This window comes from Anaerococcus obesiensis ph10, assembly GCF_000311745.1.
GTDB classification, from domain to species: domain Bacteria; phylum Bacillota; class Clostridia; order Tissierellales; family Peptoniphilaceae; genus Anaerococcus; species Anaerococcus vaginalis.
This window is the reverse complement of record NZ_HE978531.1, coordinates 535,167-553,347: the sequence shown is the minus strand read 5'-3', so window position 1 is coordinate 553,347 and position 18,181 is coordinate 535,167. Positions and strand designations below refer to the sequence as shown.

Genomic DNA, 18,181 nt, shown 5'->3' with positions numbered 1-18,181 from the left:
AGTAGGAGAAAAAAGTAAGCTAGTCGCATAAACTATTAAAAGTGTTGCCTCAAAAAATGAAAGTATATGAGGCTTATTTGCTATGCACATTTTTTAAGTTTTGTTACTTGAAAAAATTTTAGAAAATTTTTAAAAATAACTATTGACTTTCTTAGTTGGTCTATTAAAGTTATAAGCGTTAAGCGTGTTATTTAATTATTATCATTATACCATAAAATTGAAATGTTTGTATTTAATAGAAAAGCTTAAAATATAGATGTACGATTAATTTGTTATAGTCTAATTTTTATATAAAAACTAAATTTTGGGGTATAATTTAATTGATTATTATGATGCATTAGGAGGTAGAGTTTTGGAATTAAATCATGAAGATATTATAGAAAATGTACTTGAAGGATATATTTTTTCTGAAAAAAAGGTTACTGATGAATGTAAAATTTATACAATTGAAAATTCTACTGGCTGTGGCGAAATGCGTTGCTACAATTTATTTGAAGGTGTTCAATTATCTTATAATAATCTAAATATGGAGACAGCATATCAAAAAATAAATCCTAAAAGCGGGGTTTTAGAAATAGATCATTGCTTAGAGGGATGTTATGAGTTTAAACTTGAAAATAATGAACGTGCTCTGATAGGTAAAGGTGATCTAAGTGTAATCGAAATAGGTAAAGTTCCTTTTGAAGATTCATGCATACCAACAAAAAAATATGTGGGACTTTCAATATTTATTGATATTGAAAAGGCACAAAAATCTATTGATAAATACTTTCCGTATGCAAAAATTGATTTGTTAGAAATAAAAGATCGTTTGTGTAAAAATGGTGAAGCTTTAATTATTCATTCACGTCATGAGATAGACCATGTTATTAGTGAACTTTATAGAGTAGATTCTAGAATAAGACTTTCTTATTCAATTATAAAAACAATAGAGTTGTTATTATTTTTAAATTTAGTTGAAAGTTCAGATACTTTTAAGTTAACATCTTTTTCAGAACCAGTATATAAAGCAACTGTAGAATCATATAAGACGATTCTAAATAATCCTTTTGAAAGATATTCTATTTCTGATTTATCAAAAAAATATGCTATTTCAGAATCCAGTTTGAAGAGATGTTTCATATACATAACTGGAAGCTCAATAGGTAATTTTATTAGGGAAAATTGTTTAGAAGCCGCTGCTAAATTATTAATTCATAAACCCTTAATGTCAATAGGAGAGATTTCTGATTTGTCAGGATATTTGAATCCTAGTAAATTTTCTGAGTCATTCAAAAAACATTTTGGGCAAACTCCTCAAGAATATAGAAAAAAATCCATCTGACCTTTTTAGAGCAAATAAAGAGCTGTCAGGTTATAAAGAAAATATCCATCTTACTTTATAATAAAGTTGAGATGGATATTTTTTTGTAAATATTCTCTATACACATTCTATGTACATTTTATTAATTAACGGAGGTGTTTTATGAACAATAAAAAAATGACTACAAAAGATGTAGTAACAGTAGCTATTATGATTGCTTTATTTTATGCAATATCTATTGTTATTGGAATGAGTACGGTTGCTGTTCCGGTTGTATATATTTATGGTACTGCTGGAATTGAAATGTTTATAGGAGCTATTTTCTACTTGGTAGCAGCTAACAGACTTAATAAACATGGGCTATTATTTATATGGATATTAATTTATGGTCTTATTACAGCAGCTATGGGTTATGTGTTTATGCTTCCATATTTTATTGGACTTGCTATTTTGTGTGAAATAGTAATGATAGGCAAAGACACTTATATAAATCCAATAAGAAATATGATTGGCTGGAGTGTTTATGGTGCTGGTATGTTCATGGGAATAGGAGTTCCATGTTGGATAGCTTGGGAATCTTATCAAAAGCAAGCTTTAGAGAGTGGGTTTGCAGATAAGACATTAACATTGCAATATAATTTGGTATCTTCACCAAAACTACTATTATTAGGTGTAACAATAACCGTTATATTATCTGCTTTAGGTGTTTTGTTTGCACAAAAAATTCTTAAAAAGCACTTTAAAAAGGCGGGTATTTTAGAGTAAATGGAGATATATGGGAAATGAAAATAGAAAAAATAAGTGGAATAACTTGTCTTTTTTTAACTATTATTTCCTGTATGGTGTCAATATTTACAAAAAGTTACTATATGCATGCTCTGTTTGTAGGATGGCTTTGTATGCTTTTAGCATATTTTGGTTTTATCAAACAGAGCATAATTTATTTTATGATATATAGTTTTACTACATTTTGGTTATTAAAAATGATACCTAGTGGTGTAGTTATAATTTCACCAATGCTTTTGGGAATGTTGTATAAATTCATAGTTCCAATCATGGCAGGATTTTTAACTTTTAAGATACCATCAGGAAAATTAATTTCAATATTTCACAAATTAATGTTGCCACGAAATTTTGTACTTATATTAACGGTAATTATTCGATTTGTACCAACAATTGCTGGGGAATTTAGAACAATAAAAGAAGCTATGAAAGTAAGGGGATTTACAGGTAACTTTTTTCATATTTTATCAAATCCTTTGAGGACTCTTGAATATGCTATAGTTCCTTTAATTTTTCGTTCTATAAAAGTAGGAGATGAATTATCAGCAGCAGCGATTGTTAGAGGAATTGAAAACCCAATAAAAAGGGATTCATATTATAGTAACAAGTTGTGTAAATTAGACATAATTATAATAACTGCAAGCTTTGTTTTATTTATATTATGTCTTATATGAGAGGTGCATCATTGAATAATAAACTGGAAATTAGGAAATTATCTTTTTCATATAATAGCAATAAAGATGAACAGTTGAAAGATATAAATTTAGACATTAAAGATGGTGAATGTTGTGTAATTATAGGGGAGTCGGGGTGTGGCAAGTCTACTTTGACAAGGGCTATAAATGGATTAATTCCAAATTTTTACGAAGGAAATTTAGATGGAGAAGTATTTATTGATGGCAAATCTATCAGAAATTTAAAATCATGGGAGATAGCAAAGTTAGTCGGTAATGTATTTCAAGATCCTAGAAGCCAATTTTTTGCCAATGAAGTTAATGGAGAAATTGCATTTGGACCGGAAAATTTGGGATATAAGCGTGATGAAATAATAAGAAGAGTAAATGAATCAACTGAGAGAATGAATATTGATAAATTGCTAAATAATAGGATATACAATTTATCCTATGGAATTAGGCAAAAAGTAGCAATTTGTTCAGCAAGAGCCATTGAACCATCTATTTATGTATTTGATGAACCATCTGCAAATCTTGATTTACAATCAATATATAAATTTTCAAAACTTGTAATGGACTTAAAAAATGAAGGAAAAACTATAGTAATTGTTGAGCATAGGTTATTTTATTTAAAAGGAATAGCTGATAGGTATTTATTGATACAAAATGGATCTTTAATAAATAGTTATAAAGCAGAAGAATTTGAAAAAATTAGTTCAAAAGACTTAAATGCATTGGGCTTACGCTCAATAAATCTTAATGATATTGTTGTAGATGACCACAAAGTTAAAGAAAAAGAAATTAGTAGTGACAATTCTTTTGATTTTGAGGTGAAAAATATTAGTAAAAAATATAAAAATAATTTCGTACTAAAAGATGTGTCACTTAAATTTGATAGCAATGAGACTATTGCTTTAGTAGGAATAAATGGAACAGGTAAAAGTACACTCGGTAAAATTTATTCTGGGATTCAAAATCAGACTGATGGAGAAATAAAGATAAATGGACTCAAAGCTAATAAAAAGATGAGGTTAAGCAAAGTGTGGTATATTCCTCAAGATTTAGACTCTCAATTATTTGGGGAAGATTTGATGGATGAATTATTAACTGGGTTAAAAAATAGAGAAGATTATATCACGAAAGCAGAGGAACTTTTAAAAAAAGTTGGATTATTTGATATAAGAGATAAGCATCCAGCAACTTTATCAGGTGGTCAAAAACAGAGATTGGTTCTATGCGTAGCTATGTTGAGAGAAACACCTTTTATTATATTGGATGAGCCGACATCAGGGCTTGATTTCAGGAGTATGGATAAGGTGGGGAGATTAATCAAAGAGGAACAAAAAAAAGGAACAAAATTTTTGATAATTTCTCATGATATTGAATTTATAGCAAAGACGTGTGATAGACTTGTAAAACTAGAGAATGGGATAATAACAGAAGATTTTTATATTGATAATATAGGACAGCTGTTAAGAGCTATGGAGGCTAAATAATTTAGGAGGTGCGTAATGGAAGTTTTAAAAAAGCATATAGGACAAATTTTATCATCAGTTATTATTGCAGTAATTGGTGTTTTTTGTAGTGTTGTACCATATTTTGCTTTAGCTAAGATTACTCAAAATATAGCAATTAATAATACAGAATTAGAATTCTATATAAGACCAATTTTGCTTATTTTAGTTGGGTTAATAGGAAGTGTTATTTTTCATGAGATTTCAACTTTAATTTCTCACAACTTAGCATTTCGCATAATAGAGGATGAAAGAAAGAAACTTGTAAGAAAAATTAATAGATTATCAATGGGAGAAATTGAAAAACGATCTAGTGGAGAATGGACTCAGTTTATGGTAGAAACTTTGAATAAAATTGAGCAACCGATAGCTCATGTTATTCCTGAAGTAATAGCTAATCTTATCATTCCAATCGCTTTAGTAGTTATTATTTTTATAATGGATTGGAGGATTGGAATTGCAAATCTTATTACATTACCACTAGGGGTGTTATTTTCAATTCTAATGATGGGTGGATATGAAGAAAAATCACGAAATTATCAAGAAGCCGCAAAAAACATGAATACAACAGCTGTTGAATATATTAGAGGTATTCAAGTTATAAAGGCATTCAATAAATCTGCATCATCATATGGAAAATTTGTAGATGCTGTAAATAGTAATAGAGACAGTATGCTAAATTGGTATTTAAGTGTTTGCTTCTATATGACAGCAGCAATGGAAGTTTTACCATCAACTTTATTATTTGTTTTACCAACTTCTTTATACTTGTATATGAATGGAAGTATTGAAGTAGGCAATCTAATAATGTGTGTTTTATTATCTTATGCCTGCTACAAACCTTTGATTAAAGCTATGAGTCATATGGATACTATGGCGAATGTAAGAGTTGTAATAGATGAAATAAAAAATGTTATGGAGTTACCAGAGTTAGAACGAGGTAATGGAGAGGAAAAAATAAGATCATACGATATTAATTTTGAAAATGTATGTTTTGCCTATAATGATAAGAAAAAAGTTTTTGATAACTTATCCTTTAGTGCAAAAGAAAATAAACTTACAGCTATTGTTGGTTATTCTGGCGGTGGAAAATCCACTATTGCTAAGCTAATTGCGGGATATTGGAACATTAATAAAGGGAAAATATCCGTAGGAAATGTAAATCTTAAAGATGTTTCTCTTGAAAAGAACATGGAACTTGTAACCTATGTATCACAAGAAAATTATCTATTTAGAAAAAGTATTATAGATAATATGAGAATGGCAAATCAAAATGCTAGTATTGAAGAGATAAAAGACGCTTGTAAAAAAGCTTCTTGTCATGACTTTATTATGAGTCTTCCTAATGGATATGAAACCATAATTGGAGAATCTGGGAGCAACTTGTCTGGAGGAGAGAGACAAAGACTTACAATAGCAAGAGCTTTGCTTAAAGATAGCCCAATAGTTTTATTAGACGAAGCTACAGCATATTCTGATCCAGATAATGAAGCTGAAATTCAAAAATCTATAGATGCATTAGTTGAAAATAAAACGGTTATTATGATTGCTCATAGGCTTTCTACAATAATAGGAGCCGATAAGATCATAGTATTAAACAATGGGGAAATTGAAGCAGAAGGAACTCATAAAGAACTTCTTGGAAAAAGTGAAACATATGCAAAAATGTGGAAATCACACATAAGTTTATCAAACGATAGGGGTGAGTAAATGAAAGAATTAATTCACAAGTTATATTGGGTCGCTGGAAAAGAATCTTCCAAAATTAGCAAGATGTTTTTCTTTGAAGTATTAAAAAGTATATTTGAAGGAATATCCCTTGGAGCTACAATGTTGCTTTTACTTAAAATATTTCAAAATATATTTGAAGGAAGAAATATTACACAAGAAGACATCTATGTCGTATTTGCAATAGCTCTACTAAGTGTAGTAGGGAAAATATTATCTAGTTATATGGCTGATAGAAATAAATACATCGCAACTTACAATATGGGAGCAGAAAATAGGCTATATATAGGTGATCAGCTAAAAAAAGTGAATATGGGATATTTTAGCAGTAATCGCCTTGGAAACATTTCAGGCGGATTAACCACAGTTATAGGTGAACTTGAAACCGTAGGAGTTAATATAATAGAAACTTTATTTGTGGGAGTAATTCAAACTATAATAATGGCGATATTTATGATTCCGTTTGATATAGTTACAGGTTCTATAATTTTAGGAACTTTATTCTTAGGAATGTTATGCAATGTTATCTTTCAAAAGAAATCAGATGAGTTGACTAAAAAATTACAAGCGTTAAAAATAAATCTAAATGCATCTACTTTAGAGTATGTTAAAGGTATTAGCGTCATTAAGTCGTTTGGAAAAAGTGGTGAAATGACTAAAGAATTGGACAGAGAGATTTATAAAAATAGAAGAGGATTTATAAATGTTGAAAAAACTGTAGCACCTGCTGCTTTGATATTTCTAATTATATTTAAATTAGGGATTTGTCTTATTATATTTTCAGCTATTTATAGATTTTGTATAGGAGAAATTGATCACTATAAAGCTGTAATGCTTGTAGTGTCTAGTTTTATTGTTTTTTCTGGTTTTGAAATGGCTGGAAGTATGCAAAACGTTAGAGGAATAGCTATACAAAACTTGGATTCAATTGCTAAACTTAGGAATTTACCAACAATTTCAGAAGGCACAAGAACAAGCTTTGAAAAAGGAGATATAAATCTAAAGGACGTTGACTTCTCATATGACGAACAGAACTTATTTAACCGTTTAAATTTAGATATTCCAAAAGGTAAGACTACAGCAATTGTAGGTGGTTCTGGAAGTGGAAAAACAACACTTTGTAATTTGATAGCTAGATTTTGGGATGTAGATTCTGGAGAAATATTGATTGATGATAATAACATAAAAGATTTTAGGTATGACAATCTGTTATCTAATTTCACTTTTGTTTTTCAAGACGTCTATTTATTTGATGACACTATAAAAAACAACATTAAGTTCGGAAATCCAGAAGCTAGTGATGAGGAAGTTATTAATGTTGCTAAGCAAGCACAGTGTCATGAATTTATTATGAAGTTGTCAGATGGTTATGACACAGTTTTACAAGAGGGTGGTTCAAATTTATCTGGAGGAGAGCGTCAGAGAATATCTATAGCAAGAGCTATGCTAAAACCAAGCAGAATTGTTATTCTTGACGAAGCTACTTCAAGTGTAGATCCAGAAAATGAACAACAACTTATAACTGCTTTAAACAATTTGTTAAAAGATAAAACTGTAATTGTGATTGCACATAAACTTGAAACTATTAAAAATGCTGATCAAATTGTTGTTATGGATAAAGGAAATATTGAAAGTATTGGTAAACATAAAGAGCTTATGGAAAAATCACACATATACAAGAGTTTTATTGAGAAAAGAGAAAAAGCTACTGGTTGGAAAATTGAATAAAATTTAATAGAGGATGATTTTATGAAACAAGATATGAAAGAACAATTATTAACAAAAAGACCTATAGATTTACTTTTTCAATTATCTGTCCCTGCTGTAATAGGAATGATAGTAATAGGTCTTTATCCACTAATGGATGGAATTTTTGCAGGAAATATTATAGGACAAACAGCAATGACAGCTTGTGGTGTAGCTATGCCACTTACATTTTTCAATAGTGGTGTATCTACACTTATTGGTGTAGGTTCAGCATCGGTTTTATCAAGAGCTATAGGAAAGGGTGACCAAAAAACAGTTGATAAAATTATGGGGAATTTAATCTTTTGGGTTATTCTATTCTCATCAATTATTACAATAGGCGGAATTTTACTTGCACCACATTTTTTAGATATGGTTGGAGCAAGTGGAAAAATTAAAGAATATGGTATCAGATATTTACGAGTAATTTTCATTGGTTCTTTATTTGTAAACTTTACTCAATCAGCAAACATGGTTATGCGTGGAGAAGGATTAATGAAAAAAGCAATGCTCATTATGGGGCTAGGGGCTTTTTTAAACATAATTCTTGATCCAATTCTAATGAAATTAATGGGAAAATACGCAATAGAAGGGGCTGCACTTGCAACTATTACAGCACAATTTGTTCAAGCGATAATAACACTCCATTACTTCAAATATAAAAGTAAAGCAGTAAAAATAAATAAAATCAAACCTGATCAGGAAATAAAAAAAGAAATGTTTGGCGTAGGGTCATCTGCTATGATGATGCAAATTTTATTTATGATTCAACAAACAATGCTATATAAAATGTCATTTAAATATGGCGGAGATACAAATGCTATCTTGATGGCAGCAACACTTAGAATATATGCCTTTTCATTCATTCCACTTTGGGGAATGAGTCAAGGTTTACAACCTGTAGTTGGTACAAATTTTGGAGCGAAAAAATACGACAGAGTAAAAGAAGCTATGAAAGTATTTTCTATCGGAGGATTAGTTCTTGCATCAATATTTTGGATACCAGCATTAGCATTTTCAAAGAATATTCTGTCTTTATTTGGAGTAGAAGAAAGTATTATAACTCAGGGAATAGGGAACTTTAGACTATTTTATTCTATCTTTATCCTATATGGAGTAATGGTAATGACTATAACATTCTTCCAATCAATAGGAAACGCTAAAAAAGCTGGCATAATAGTCATGCTAAGGCAGTTATTTTTATTCATACCTGCCATGATTATTTTACCAATGATATTTGGAGTTAAAGCAGTATGGTTTGCAGAACCCCTTGTAGATTTAATTATGATAATAGTTGGTGTAGTAATGATGTTTGGGGAATTAAATAGGATGGATAAAATTAGTTTGAAAAATTCGAGTAATGAATAATAAGTGGGTTTATTTAAAAGAATGGAGGGAAATATGCAAATAAATATAATTAAAGTAAATTTACCTTTTTTCTTTGGTTTACGCTGTTTACAAGTTAGATAACTCAGTTAAAAAATTAAATACAATTACTATTAGAAAGAGTTTCTTTCATTCTAGAGGACTAACCATGCCCAAGAGCAGGAGTCCTCTTTTTTTGTTCCTTGAACTTACAAGCATACATGAAGACTGAAAAACAGAAAACTTTATAGTAAAAGAATACTCATCTGATATTGGTAGATAAAAATCAATATTTTACATATCTTTTAACACTTTTTAAAAAGGATGTGCAAAATCATAAAGATTCATTCTAAAAATAAAGCATTAAATTGTATCCAAATAGAGAAAGTTTGAGACCCTCCTTAAAGAACAGAATCATTACATAAAAATCAAATATTATATTTGACCTATTGGTATTCGTACAGGAATACTGATAGGTCTTTTTTCATCTAAATTTTTTAATTATTTAATTTTTACTCAAAACTACTCCATTTGTCCTAAGGAATATAGAGAAAAGATAATTAAGGTTAAAAATAGCCTTAATTTCTTTGCCTGTGATATAGGAGGTAGAGTATGAGAGTAGAAAAGTTTGAAGGTAGACAAGAAATTATAAAAACTGAATACACTAAAAGGGATTTAAAGGCAGAGCTCAATTTCTATCTATCGGATAAGTTTATCCAAGACCTATTTCTTTTGGATGAAATTAGCCTTGAAGAATATAGAAAAATTAGGAGAGAAAACATAAAAAAAGTCAAACCTATTCTTTCAGAATTATTGCTATAAGACTTGATATATGCTCACTTGTACGGGAATATAGCACTAGCAGAAAGGAGGTTGAATGGATGAAAAAGATAACAAAAATAGAAGCGAATCAAAAAGAAGAATCTATATTAAGAGTAGCGGCCTATGCAAGAGTATCGACAGACGAGGAAGCTCAGCTTTTAAGTCTTAAAACGCAAAAGGCACACTACGAAAAGATGATAGCAGAGAACAATTCATATACTTTTGCAGGTCTATACTTTGATGAAGGCATCACTGGAACCAAGAAAGAATGTAGAGACGGTCTTCTAAAAATGCTAAAAGACTGTGAAGACGGAAAAATAGACTTTATCCTAACTAAATCCATCTCAAGGCTTGCAAGAAACACAACAGACTGTTTGGAAATCGTAAGAAGACTCCTTGATTTAAATATTGGTATCTATTTTGAAAAAGAAAATATTGATACTAGGACAATGGAAAGCGAGTTGATGCTATCCATACTTTCATCCCTTGCAGAAAGTGAATCCAGGTCTATTTCAGAAAATAACAAATGGTCTATAAAGAAGAGGTTTCAAAATGGAACTTTTATTATATCAAGCCCACCTTATGGCTATGAGAACATAGACGGAAAGATGGTAGTGAATGAAGAAGAAGGAAAAATAATTAAAGAGATATTTGAAAAGTATCTTTCAGGTAAGGGAACGCATAAAATTGCAGAAGACTTAAATAAGAGAAATATTAAAGGACAAAAAGGAGCAAGCTGGCATGGGTCAACTATAAACGGAATCTTAAAAAATGAAAAATATATAGGCGATGTCATCTATCAAAAGACTTATACAGACGATAGTTATAAGAGACACAAGAATAAGGGAGAAGAAGACCAGTATAAGATTATAGATAATCATGAAGCCATTGTGAGTAGAGAGGAATTTGATAAAGTTCAAGACCTAATAAAGATAAGGGCTATAGCAAAAGGAAACGGAAAAGACACTAAAAGATATCAAAATAGATATAGCCTATCGGGGAAAATCAAGTGTGGCGAGTGTGGTTCAAGCTTTAAGAGAAGACATCACTATAATGGCAAAGAAAAATATATAGCTTGGACTTGCAGTGAACACCTTAAAGATATTAATAAATGTTCTATGAAGTTTATTAAAGACAAGGACATAAAACTAGCATTTGTGACTTTAGTAAACAAGCTAATCTTTGGAAAAGATAGTATCCTAATGTCACTCTTAGAATCATTAAAGAGAGTGGATAGCAAGGAAGAAGTCGAGAAGATAAATAAAATCGAAGAAAGCTTAGAAAAACTAAGGGAAAGAAAAGAGGTTCTAAGCAAACTAATAACTTCAGGAGTTTTAGATGCAAGTATTTACACAAAAGAAAGCAGTGAGATTTCAAATGAAGAAAGAAAGCTACTTATAGAAAAGGAAAGAAGTAAAAAAGCCATCCTTGGAAATGATGAAGAAATAAGAGAACTTGAAAAACTAATAGGAATCTTAGGAAAAAGTGAAATGATAGATCACTTTGAAGGTGAATTGTTTGAAGAAATCATTGACCACATTCAGGTTGTCAATAGAGAGACTCTTGATTTTCATTTAAGGTGTGGACTTGTATTAAGAGAGGAAGTGAAAGAAGATGTCTAGGTTATGCTATGGCTATACCATAAGAGAAGGAAGATTAGAAATTCAAGAAAAAGAAGCGGAGAACATAAGAAAAATCTTTAAAAATTATCTTGCTGGCAATGCCCTTATAAAGTCGGCAGACCTTGCAGGCTTGAAGAAAAACAGCTCCAGTGTAAAAAGAATCCTTACCAATAAAAAGTATTTAGGAAATGAAATCTATCCCAAGATAATAGATGGAGAAAGCTTTGAAAAGGCAGGTCAAATGTTAAAGAAAAGGGCAGTGGCCATGGGACGAGTTTGGGAAAAGGAAGAAGAGATTATTAGAGTTCCTTGTAAGTTTAGGTATAAAGAGGAAAGAGTTCTACCAATAGATCCCTTTGAACGAGCAAGCCACCAGTACAATTTAATCGAGGTGATAGATGATGAATAGCAAGGTCATAGTCATACCAGCGAAGAAGAAAAAAGGAAATTCCATCAAGGAATCAGAAAAGAAGAAACTAAGGGTAGCTGCCTATGCGAGGGTATCAACGGATAGTGATGAACAAGCAACTTCTTATGACACTCAAGTAGACCACTACACAAACTATATTAAGAAAAATCCAGATTGGGAATTTGCAGGAGTATTTTCTGATGAAGGTGTTAGTGGAACTTATACTAAGAAAAGAGATGGCTTTAATAAAATGATTGAAGAAGCCATGGAAGGAAATATAGACTACATCATCACAAAGTCCATATCGAGGTTTGCCAGAAACACATTAGACTGCTTAAAGTATATACGTAAACTAAAAGAAAACAACATCCCAGTCTATTTTGAAAAAGAAAACATCAACACCATGGATGCCAAGGGGGAAGTCCTCCTTACCATTATGGCATCTCTTGCACAACAGGAAAGTCAGTCCTTATCTCAAAATGTGAAGCTAGGCTTTCAATATAGATTTCAACAAGGGCAAGTGCAAGTAAATCATAATAGGTTCTTAGGCTACACAAAAGACGAAGAGGGAAAACTTGTCATCGTTCCTGAAGAAGCAAAAATTATAAAAAGGATCTACAGAGAATATTTAGAAGGAGCAAGCCTACGAGATATAAAAGAAGGGCTTGAAAAAGATAAGATAGTAAATGGTGCAGGGAATAAGAAGTGGCATGTATCGAACCTCAATCAAATTTTAACCAATGAGAAATATATGGGGGATGCCCTCTTACAAAAGACTTATACAGTGGATTTTCTGAATAAGAAGAGAGTAAAAAATGATGGAATTGCACCTCAATATTATGTAGAAAATAGCCATGAAGCCATCATACCAAAAGAAATCTTCATGCGAGTCCAAGAAGAAATTGATAGACGAGCTAATATGGTAAGTGGCAAAGGAAAAAGAAGAATTTATTCCAGCAAATATGCCCTTTCAAGTATTGTCTACTGCTCAAAATGCGGCGATATTTACAGGAGAATAGCATGGAATAACAGAGGGAAAAAGTACACCGTTTGGAGGTGCTGCACAAGGGTAACCCATGGACCAGATGCCTGCCATGCAAGAACCATAAAAGAAGAAGACCTACAAGAAGCAGTTGTGGAAGCCATCAATCAGCTTATATCTGAAAGCAGTGAATTAATGGAAATAATAAAAGAGAACATTGAAAAAGCCATCACAGGTGATGGAAGTAGGCAGATAGAAGAAATAGACAAAGAAATGCTTGAGGTACAAGAAAAACTTTTAAAAGTAGCTAATGCCAAGAAAGACTACACAGACCTTGCAAAAAGGGTAGAAGAATTAAGAAATGAGAAAGAAAAGATACTTCTAGATTTAGCGGAAGAGAAGAATGAACAAATCAGACTAATAGAATTAGAAGAGTTTTTAGATAATCAAGAATTAGAGATGGAAAGCTATGATGAAGAATTGGTAAGGAAACTTATAGAGAAGATAGTTGTATATGAAGAAAAACTGAAAGTTATATTTAAGTCAGGATTTGAAATTGAAATAGAGAACTAACTTAGGTATAATAAGTTTGAAAATATTTGAATAAAATAAGAAATTTGGTCATAAATAGGGGTTGCAAAATCCCTATATTGATAGTATAATAAATTTGCAGGTAGAAATACGCTGTATACTCATGATATCGAATTTGCGTTTAAGCGATATGTAATATCGTCGATCATGAGGCCACCTAATGGTGGCTTTTTTTATTATGGAGGAAGAATTAGTGAATATATATGTATATTCTGATGAATCAGGAGTGTTTGACAAAGAACATAACGACTATTTTGTCTTTGGGGGATTAATTCTAATAGGGAATAAAGAAAAGGAAAAATGGTCTAGAATGTATTCTCATGCAGAAAATATAATCAGAAATAACAAGGGCGTTAACAGGCATTATGAATTGAAAGCTACAAGGGTAACAAATAAAGAAAAAGGTAGTTTATTCCGTTCTTTGAATAATTGTTATAAATTTGGTGTAGTCGTACAGCAACAAAAAGTGTTAGATAGAATATTTAACAGTAAAAAGGATAAACAAAGATATTTGGATTATGCATATAAGATTGCTGTAAAAAGAGCTTTTGAAAGATTGATTTCAGACAATAAATTAATACCAGAAAACATCGACCGAATATTTTTTTGTGTTGATGAGCATACAACAGCTACTAATGGAAGATATGAATTAAAAGAAGCACTTGAACAAGAGTTCAAATGGGGAACATATAATTTTGAGTATAGCAAATTTTACCCACCAATTTTTAGCAATATGCGAGATGTTCAATTAGATTATTGTAATTCATCATCTAAACTCCTAATAAGAGCAGCGGATATTGTTGCTAATAGAATATATTTTTTAGCCAAGAGTAACAAATACTTAGAGTTAAAAAATATAAGGAATGCTAACATTATATATCTTCCTTAGTTTTACTACGCTAGTTTTGATGATTTTTACACTAATGACATTAGAAAATGGATTTTGTGAAAGAGATATCTAAAAGGAAGTAACTATATTTTGTATAAAATATTACTCAATCTGTTAATTAATGGGAATTACATATTTATGAGTTAGATTTAGTACCTTGAGCGTTTTAAATGAAAGAAGCATATCAAGTAGTTATATAATGAACTGATTTATATTTATAATATGTAAAATCTATTAGACCTATTTCCACATACAAGGCGTTTGGAAAATACTAAATTTTATCCATACTGACCACTCGAGCCATGTGGAGACTGTAGCGTTGATACAAAAAACGTAAAACTTGAAATCCTCCATTTTAAGCAGTTTTACAAGCATTTTGTCTTTGATAAAGATGAAGAAGGATACGTCAAAAAGACTCAAAAAAACTACATGGACGTAAGAGTAGTTTTGAGACTAGTATGAGGAAACACAAAAAATATAATTAACTCATTTTGTACTTTCTACAATAGTAGCTTAAAAGGCTGCTCTTTTTTTCTAAAAAGTAGGTACATATAAATTTTAAATATTACTAATAATAGAAAATCTGATTTCCGAAAAGCAGAAGTCCAGACTTCCGAAAATCGGAAAAAAACTATAATAATATTAGGAATATTGAGTTAAGAAAGAATAATTTTAGAAAGGGTGTAAGGATTCATTACATCCTTATTTATATAAGAATTATAGTATGTAATAAAATCAGACATGAATGTGGAGTATAATATGAAATACATATAAAAAAAAGTATAAATGAAAATTAAATAGTGGCAATTAAAGAAGTCAAATAAATTAAATTGCAGAAGATATGATTTATTAAAATTGCTTGATGAGTATTAAAAAGACTAGAATATATAATAATCTAAGGTTAATAGTTTATCTTGGACTTGATGTAAATTTAAATATAATTAGTATGAATGATCTAGTAGCCTGAAATTGTTGCACCATTTAACATGGAACATGAATAATATAACTTACAGAATGAGATTTACTTTTAAAATTAAGAGCTTTTGATAATATAAATTTCTACTAGTTATTTTATGGCCCATAGAAGAATGAAAATATTTTGATTAATTATGATTATATGTTATGGAGAACTGTAGAGATAGAAAACCATAATTTTAAGTATCGTTTACCAGCTACAATCTCTTTAATATATAAAGCTAAATCAAAGATATATACATTTAAAGATGTATAAATTTTATAAAAATTTTCAACATAGATTATTTTGAAACATTTAGAAAAGTGATATATTCTAAATCTTGTAATGAAGACATAACCATTTTATAGTTTGGATTGAGAATTGTTAAAATATTTTCGAGATGTGAAAGGATTATATAAACGATATTTTTTAATGTTAAGTGTTAAATAAGGTTTAGTGTTGGTGTTTAGGAGAAAGATTGAACACATTATTTATAGCACTTTATATTTATACTGAAAAGCCAATTATAATTTAAGATATAAAACAGCAGAAGGATTAACAGATTTAAAAAAGCGATAATAATGAGGTTATATGACCGCATTATTATTGACAAAATAAAAAAAAGATTTATCATATAGTTAACTTAATGGAGGTGACTAAGTGAGTGTGCCAGCTAATGTGGAAGATATAAGAGATTTTCTTACTGAAGCAAAGAACTTGATGTCTGCAGGTGAGTATGATTTTGTAGAAAGAAGAAAGAATATGCAAGCTTTAGCAGCAAACGGTCTTTCACTTATAGATGCAAAGTCACAAATATTGTCTCTTGAAGTTGGAGATTACTATAAAGGACCTAAACAGGATTTTGACTTAAGTAGACCAGGAGATATTTGGGAGTTCAAGAAAAATATTGATGGAGTCAGATTTTATGTGAAACTGAAAATTACAAAAGTTAATGGGAGAGATACTCTTAAATGTATAGGGTTTCATGAAGATGATTTTGCTTAGTATAGGAGGTTACTTTAATGAAAAAATATTGTGAAAAATGCGGAAAAAAAGTTGAGACAATAGTAATTTTAAAGAAAGAAACATACAAAGTTCTTGGAGAAGATATTGATGTTGAAGCTAGGGTACTTGTGTGTCCTGAATGTCACAATGAATTTTATTGTGAAGAGTTAGATAATGCAACTTTAACAAATGCTTATAATAAATACAGAAAAAGACATAAATTACTTCTTCCTTCAGAAATAAAACAGATTAGAGAATTATATGGATTGAGTCAAAGAAGTTTTGCAAAACTTCTAAATTGGGGCGATAAAACCATTAATAGATATGAGAATGGATCAATTCAAGATAGTGCACATAATAGTTTATTGTTATTTTTAAGAAATCCTGAGAATATGAAAAGTTATCTTCTTGAGAATGAAAATTCACTTGATGAAAAACAAGAATCCAAATTATTAGAAGTAGTTAACAAGCTAATCAGTGAAAATGAAAAAGAATGCAGCGATAAATTTTTTGAAATATATATTTCCAGTGAGCCATCAATTGATAATGGATTTAAAAGTTTTGATTATGAAAAGTTTGCTGCCATGGTAGTTTTTTTTGCTATCAAAGGCACAGACTTGCTAAAGACAAAATTAATGAAGTTATTGAATTATTCTGATATGCTTTTTTATAAAGAGAATTGTGTTTCAATATCAGGATTGAAGTATGTTCATTTACAGTATGGACCAGTACCAGAAAAATTTGATGTATTACTTGGAAAATTAGAAGAAGATAAAATTGCTCATATTGAAGTGGAATTTTTTGGTAAGTATGAACGACATAAGGTAGTACCAGATGAAAGAACAATTATTGAAGAATTAACTGACAAAGAAATAAAAGTTCTTGAACGTGTTTATAATAAATTTATTGATTTTGGTTCTGTTGAAATTTCTAACTACTCACACAAAGAAATGGGATACTCTTCAACTTTGCAGGGAGAAATAATTTCTTATTCATATGCTTCAGATATTGAATTAAATTAGTAATAAAATTTAACATAGCTCGGATAAATATCAATTTTATCCGAGCTATGTTAAATTCAGGGGCGACAATTTTGTCAATAGAAAATACAGTATCTAAAAGATCAACGGTTTCTTAAGAGGTAAAAATAATATGGAATCTATTTATGTTCAATGTTGTGTTATGTAATATAATTTTAATTAAATAATCAATGTTGATATTATTTTTGATATTAGAGTTATTAGTTTAGTAAAGAACTAGTAGCTACTACAGTATTATATTTCTAACTAATAATAAGATTTATAGTATGAGATTTTTATTCAATTAGAATGTCGGTAACGCTTAAATTTAGAATTTAAAAACAATCTTTATTTTGATTTATTAAGAAGTAGGGAATGGATCTGCCATATTTCTCTTGATAATTTTTCTATCTGATTATTCATAGATTCAATTTCATTTTTGTAAATAAGGCCAGTTGTATTAGTAGCTATTGCAATCTGGTTTATATTATTTGTTGCATTCGAAAGTAGCCATTGTAGGTTTCTAAATGGTTCTAAATCTACTACATAAATTTCTTTTTCTAATACACATTTTCTAAGAAAGTGGGACATTGTTTTACAGTTTGCAAGTTTCATTTTCTTTTCAAAGATTTCTTTTTCTTCTTTGGTTAGTTTTATTTCTATTCTTTCATTTCTAAATCTATTTGCCATTTTATTCTCCTTTATAAAATATATTTCGGGGTCTTAGGGTTCTCCCTAACAAGGTAAAAATTAAAAAAATGGAGCATTCCTTAA

General features: G+C 29.9%; 15 protein-coding genes and 1 pseudogene. 15 read left to right on the top strand and 1 reads right to left on the bottom strand.

The features are described 5' to 3' along the window. The first annotated feature begins 352 nt into the window (after positions 1 to 352). The 15 genes and pseudogenes from HGAG_RS02825 (at position 353) to HGAG_RS02760 (ending at position 17,410) form a co-directional block, all read left to right on the top strand. Complete coding sequence (locus HGAG_RS02825; RefSeq protein WP_019117834.1) at positions 353 to 1,324, top strand: helix-turn-helix domain-containing protein; 972 nt, start codon at positions 353 to 355, stop codon at positions 1,322 to 1,324. A gap of 141 nt (positions 1,325 to 1,465) precedes the next feature. Continuing rightward, positions 1,466 to 2,068: an MptD family putative ECF transporter S component gene (locus tag HGAG_RS02820; protein WP_019117833.1), complete on the top strand. Its 603-nt coding sequence runs from the start codon at positions 1,466 to 1,468 to the stop codon at positions 2,066 to 2,068. A 17-nt stretch (positions 2,069 to 2,085) separates the two neighbouring features. After that, positions 2,086 to 2,760, top strand: coding sequence for an energy-coupling factor transporter transmembrane component T family protein (locus HGAG_RS02815; RefSeq protein ID WP_000687642.1), 675 nt, complete (start codon positions 2,086 to 2,088; stop codon positions 2,758 to 2,760). Further along, positions 2,748 to 4,256, top strand: a complete 1,509-nt coding sequence (locus HGAG_RS02810) for an ABC transporter ATP-binding protein (RefSeq protein WP_019117374.1) — start codon at positions 2,748 to 2,750, stop codon at positions 4,254 to 4,256. The genes HGAG_RS02815 and HGAG_RS02810 overlap by 13 nt, the downstream gene beginning before the upstream one ends. Positions 4,257 to 4,271: 15 nt before the next feature. After that, positions 4,272 to 5,984, top strand: a complete 1,713-nt coding sequence (locus HGAG_RS02805; RefSeq protein ID WP_019117373.1) for an ABC transporter ATP-binding protein — start codon at positions 4,272 to 4,274, stop codon at positions 5,982 to 5,984. Continuing rightward, the gene (locus tag HGAG_RS02800) at positions 5,985 to 7,730 is read left to right on the top strand and encodes an ABC transporter ATP-binding protein (protein ID WP_006701969.1); all 1,746 of its coding nucleotides are present in this window, start codon (positions 5,985 to 5,987) and stop codon (positions 7,728 to 7,730) included. 21 nt (positions 7,731 to 7,751) lie between these two features. Next, positions 7,752 to 9,116, top strand: a complete 1,365-nt coding sequence (locus tag HGAG_RS02795) for an MATE family efflux transporter (protein WP_019117831.1) — start codon at positions 7,752 to 7,754, stop codon at positions 9,114 to 9,116. Positions 9,117 to 9,725: 609 nt separating this feature from the next. After that, positions 9,726 to 9,935, top strand: a complete 210-nt coding sequence (locus HGAG_RS02790) for an SHOCT domain-containing protein (protein WP_019117830.1) — start codon at positions 9,726 to 9,728, stop codon at positions 9,933 to 9,935. Between the two features lie 59 nt (positions 9,936 to 9,994). Further along, complete coding sequence (locus tag HGAG_RS02785) at positions 9,995 to 11,557, top strand: recombinase family protein (protein WP_019117829.1); 1,563 nt, start codon at positions 9,995 to 9,997, stop codon at positions 11,555 to 11,557. Further along, entirely contained in the window at positions 11,550 to 11,966 is a 417-nt protein-coding gene (locus HGAG_RS02780) for a recombinase family protein (protein ID WP_019117828.1), read from the top strand. Before HGAG_RS02785 ends, HGAG_RS02780 begins: the two co-directional genes overlap by 8 nt. Continuing rightward, the gene (locus HGAG_RS02775) at positions 11,959 to 13,521 is read left to right on the top strand and encodes a recombinase family protein (protein WP_019117827.1); all 1,563 of its coding nucleotides are present in this window, start codon (positions 11,959 to 11,961) and stop codon (positions 13,519 to 13,521) included. Before HGAG_RS02780 ends, HGAG_RS02775 begins: the two co-directional genes overlap by 8 nt. Before the next feature lie 196 nt (positions 13,522 to 13,717). After that, complete coding sequence (locus HGAG_RS02770) at positions 13,718 to 14,428, top strand: DUF3800 domain-containing protein (protein WP_208853641.1); 711 nt, start codon at positions 13,718 to 13,720, stop codon at positions 14,426 to 14,428. 602 nt (positions 14,429 to 15,030) lie between these two features. Further along, positions 15,031 to 15,111: pseudogene (locus HGAG_RS12470) on the top strand (replication initiator protein A); the annotation flags it as partial. Between the two features lie 932 nt (positions 15,112 to 16,043). Further along, positions 16,044 to 16,388: a type II toxin-antitoxin system MqsR family toxin gene (locus tag HGAG_RS11235; protein WP_019117825.1), complete on the top strand. Its 345-nt coding sequence runs from the start codon at positions 16,044 to 16,046 to the stop codon at positions 16,386 to 16,388. A 17-nt stretch (positions 16,389 to 16,405) separates the two neighbouring features. Next, positions 16,406 to 17,410, top strand: a complete 1,005-nt coding sequence (locus tag HGAG_RS02760; RefSeq protein ID WP_019117824.1) for a type II TA system antitoxin MqsA family protein — start codon at positions 16,406 to 16,408, stop codon at positions 17,408 to 17,410. A 345-nt stretch (positions 17,411 to 17,755) separates the two neighbouring features. Here HGAG_RS02760 and HGAG_RS02755 read toward each other — a convergent pair whose 3' ends face one another. Next, entirely contained in the window at positions 17,756 to 18,097 is a 342-nt protein-coding gene (locus tag HGAG_RS02755; protein ID WP_019117823.1) for a plasmid mobilization protein, read from the bottom strand. Between the last annotated feature and the right edge of the window lie 84 nt (positions 18,098 to 18,181).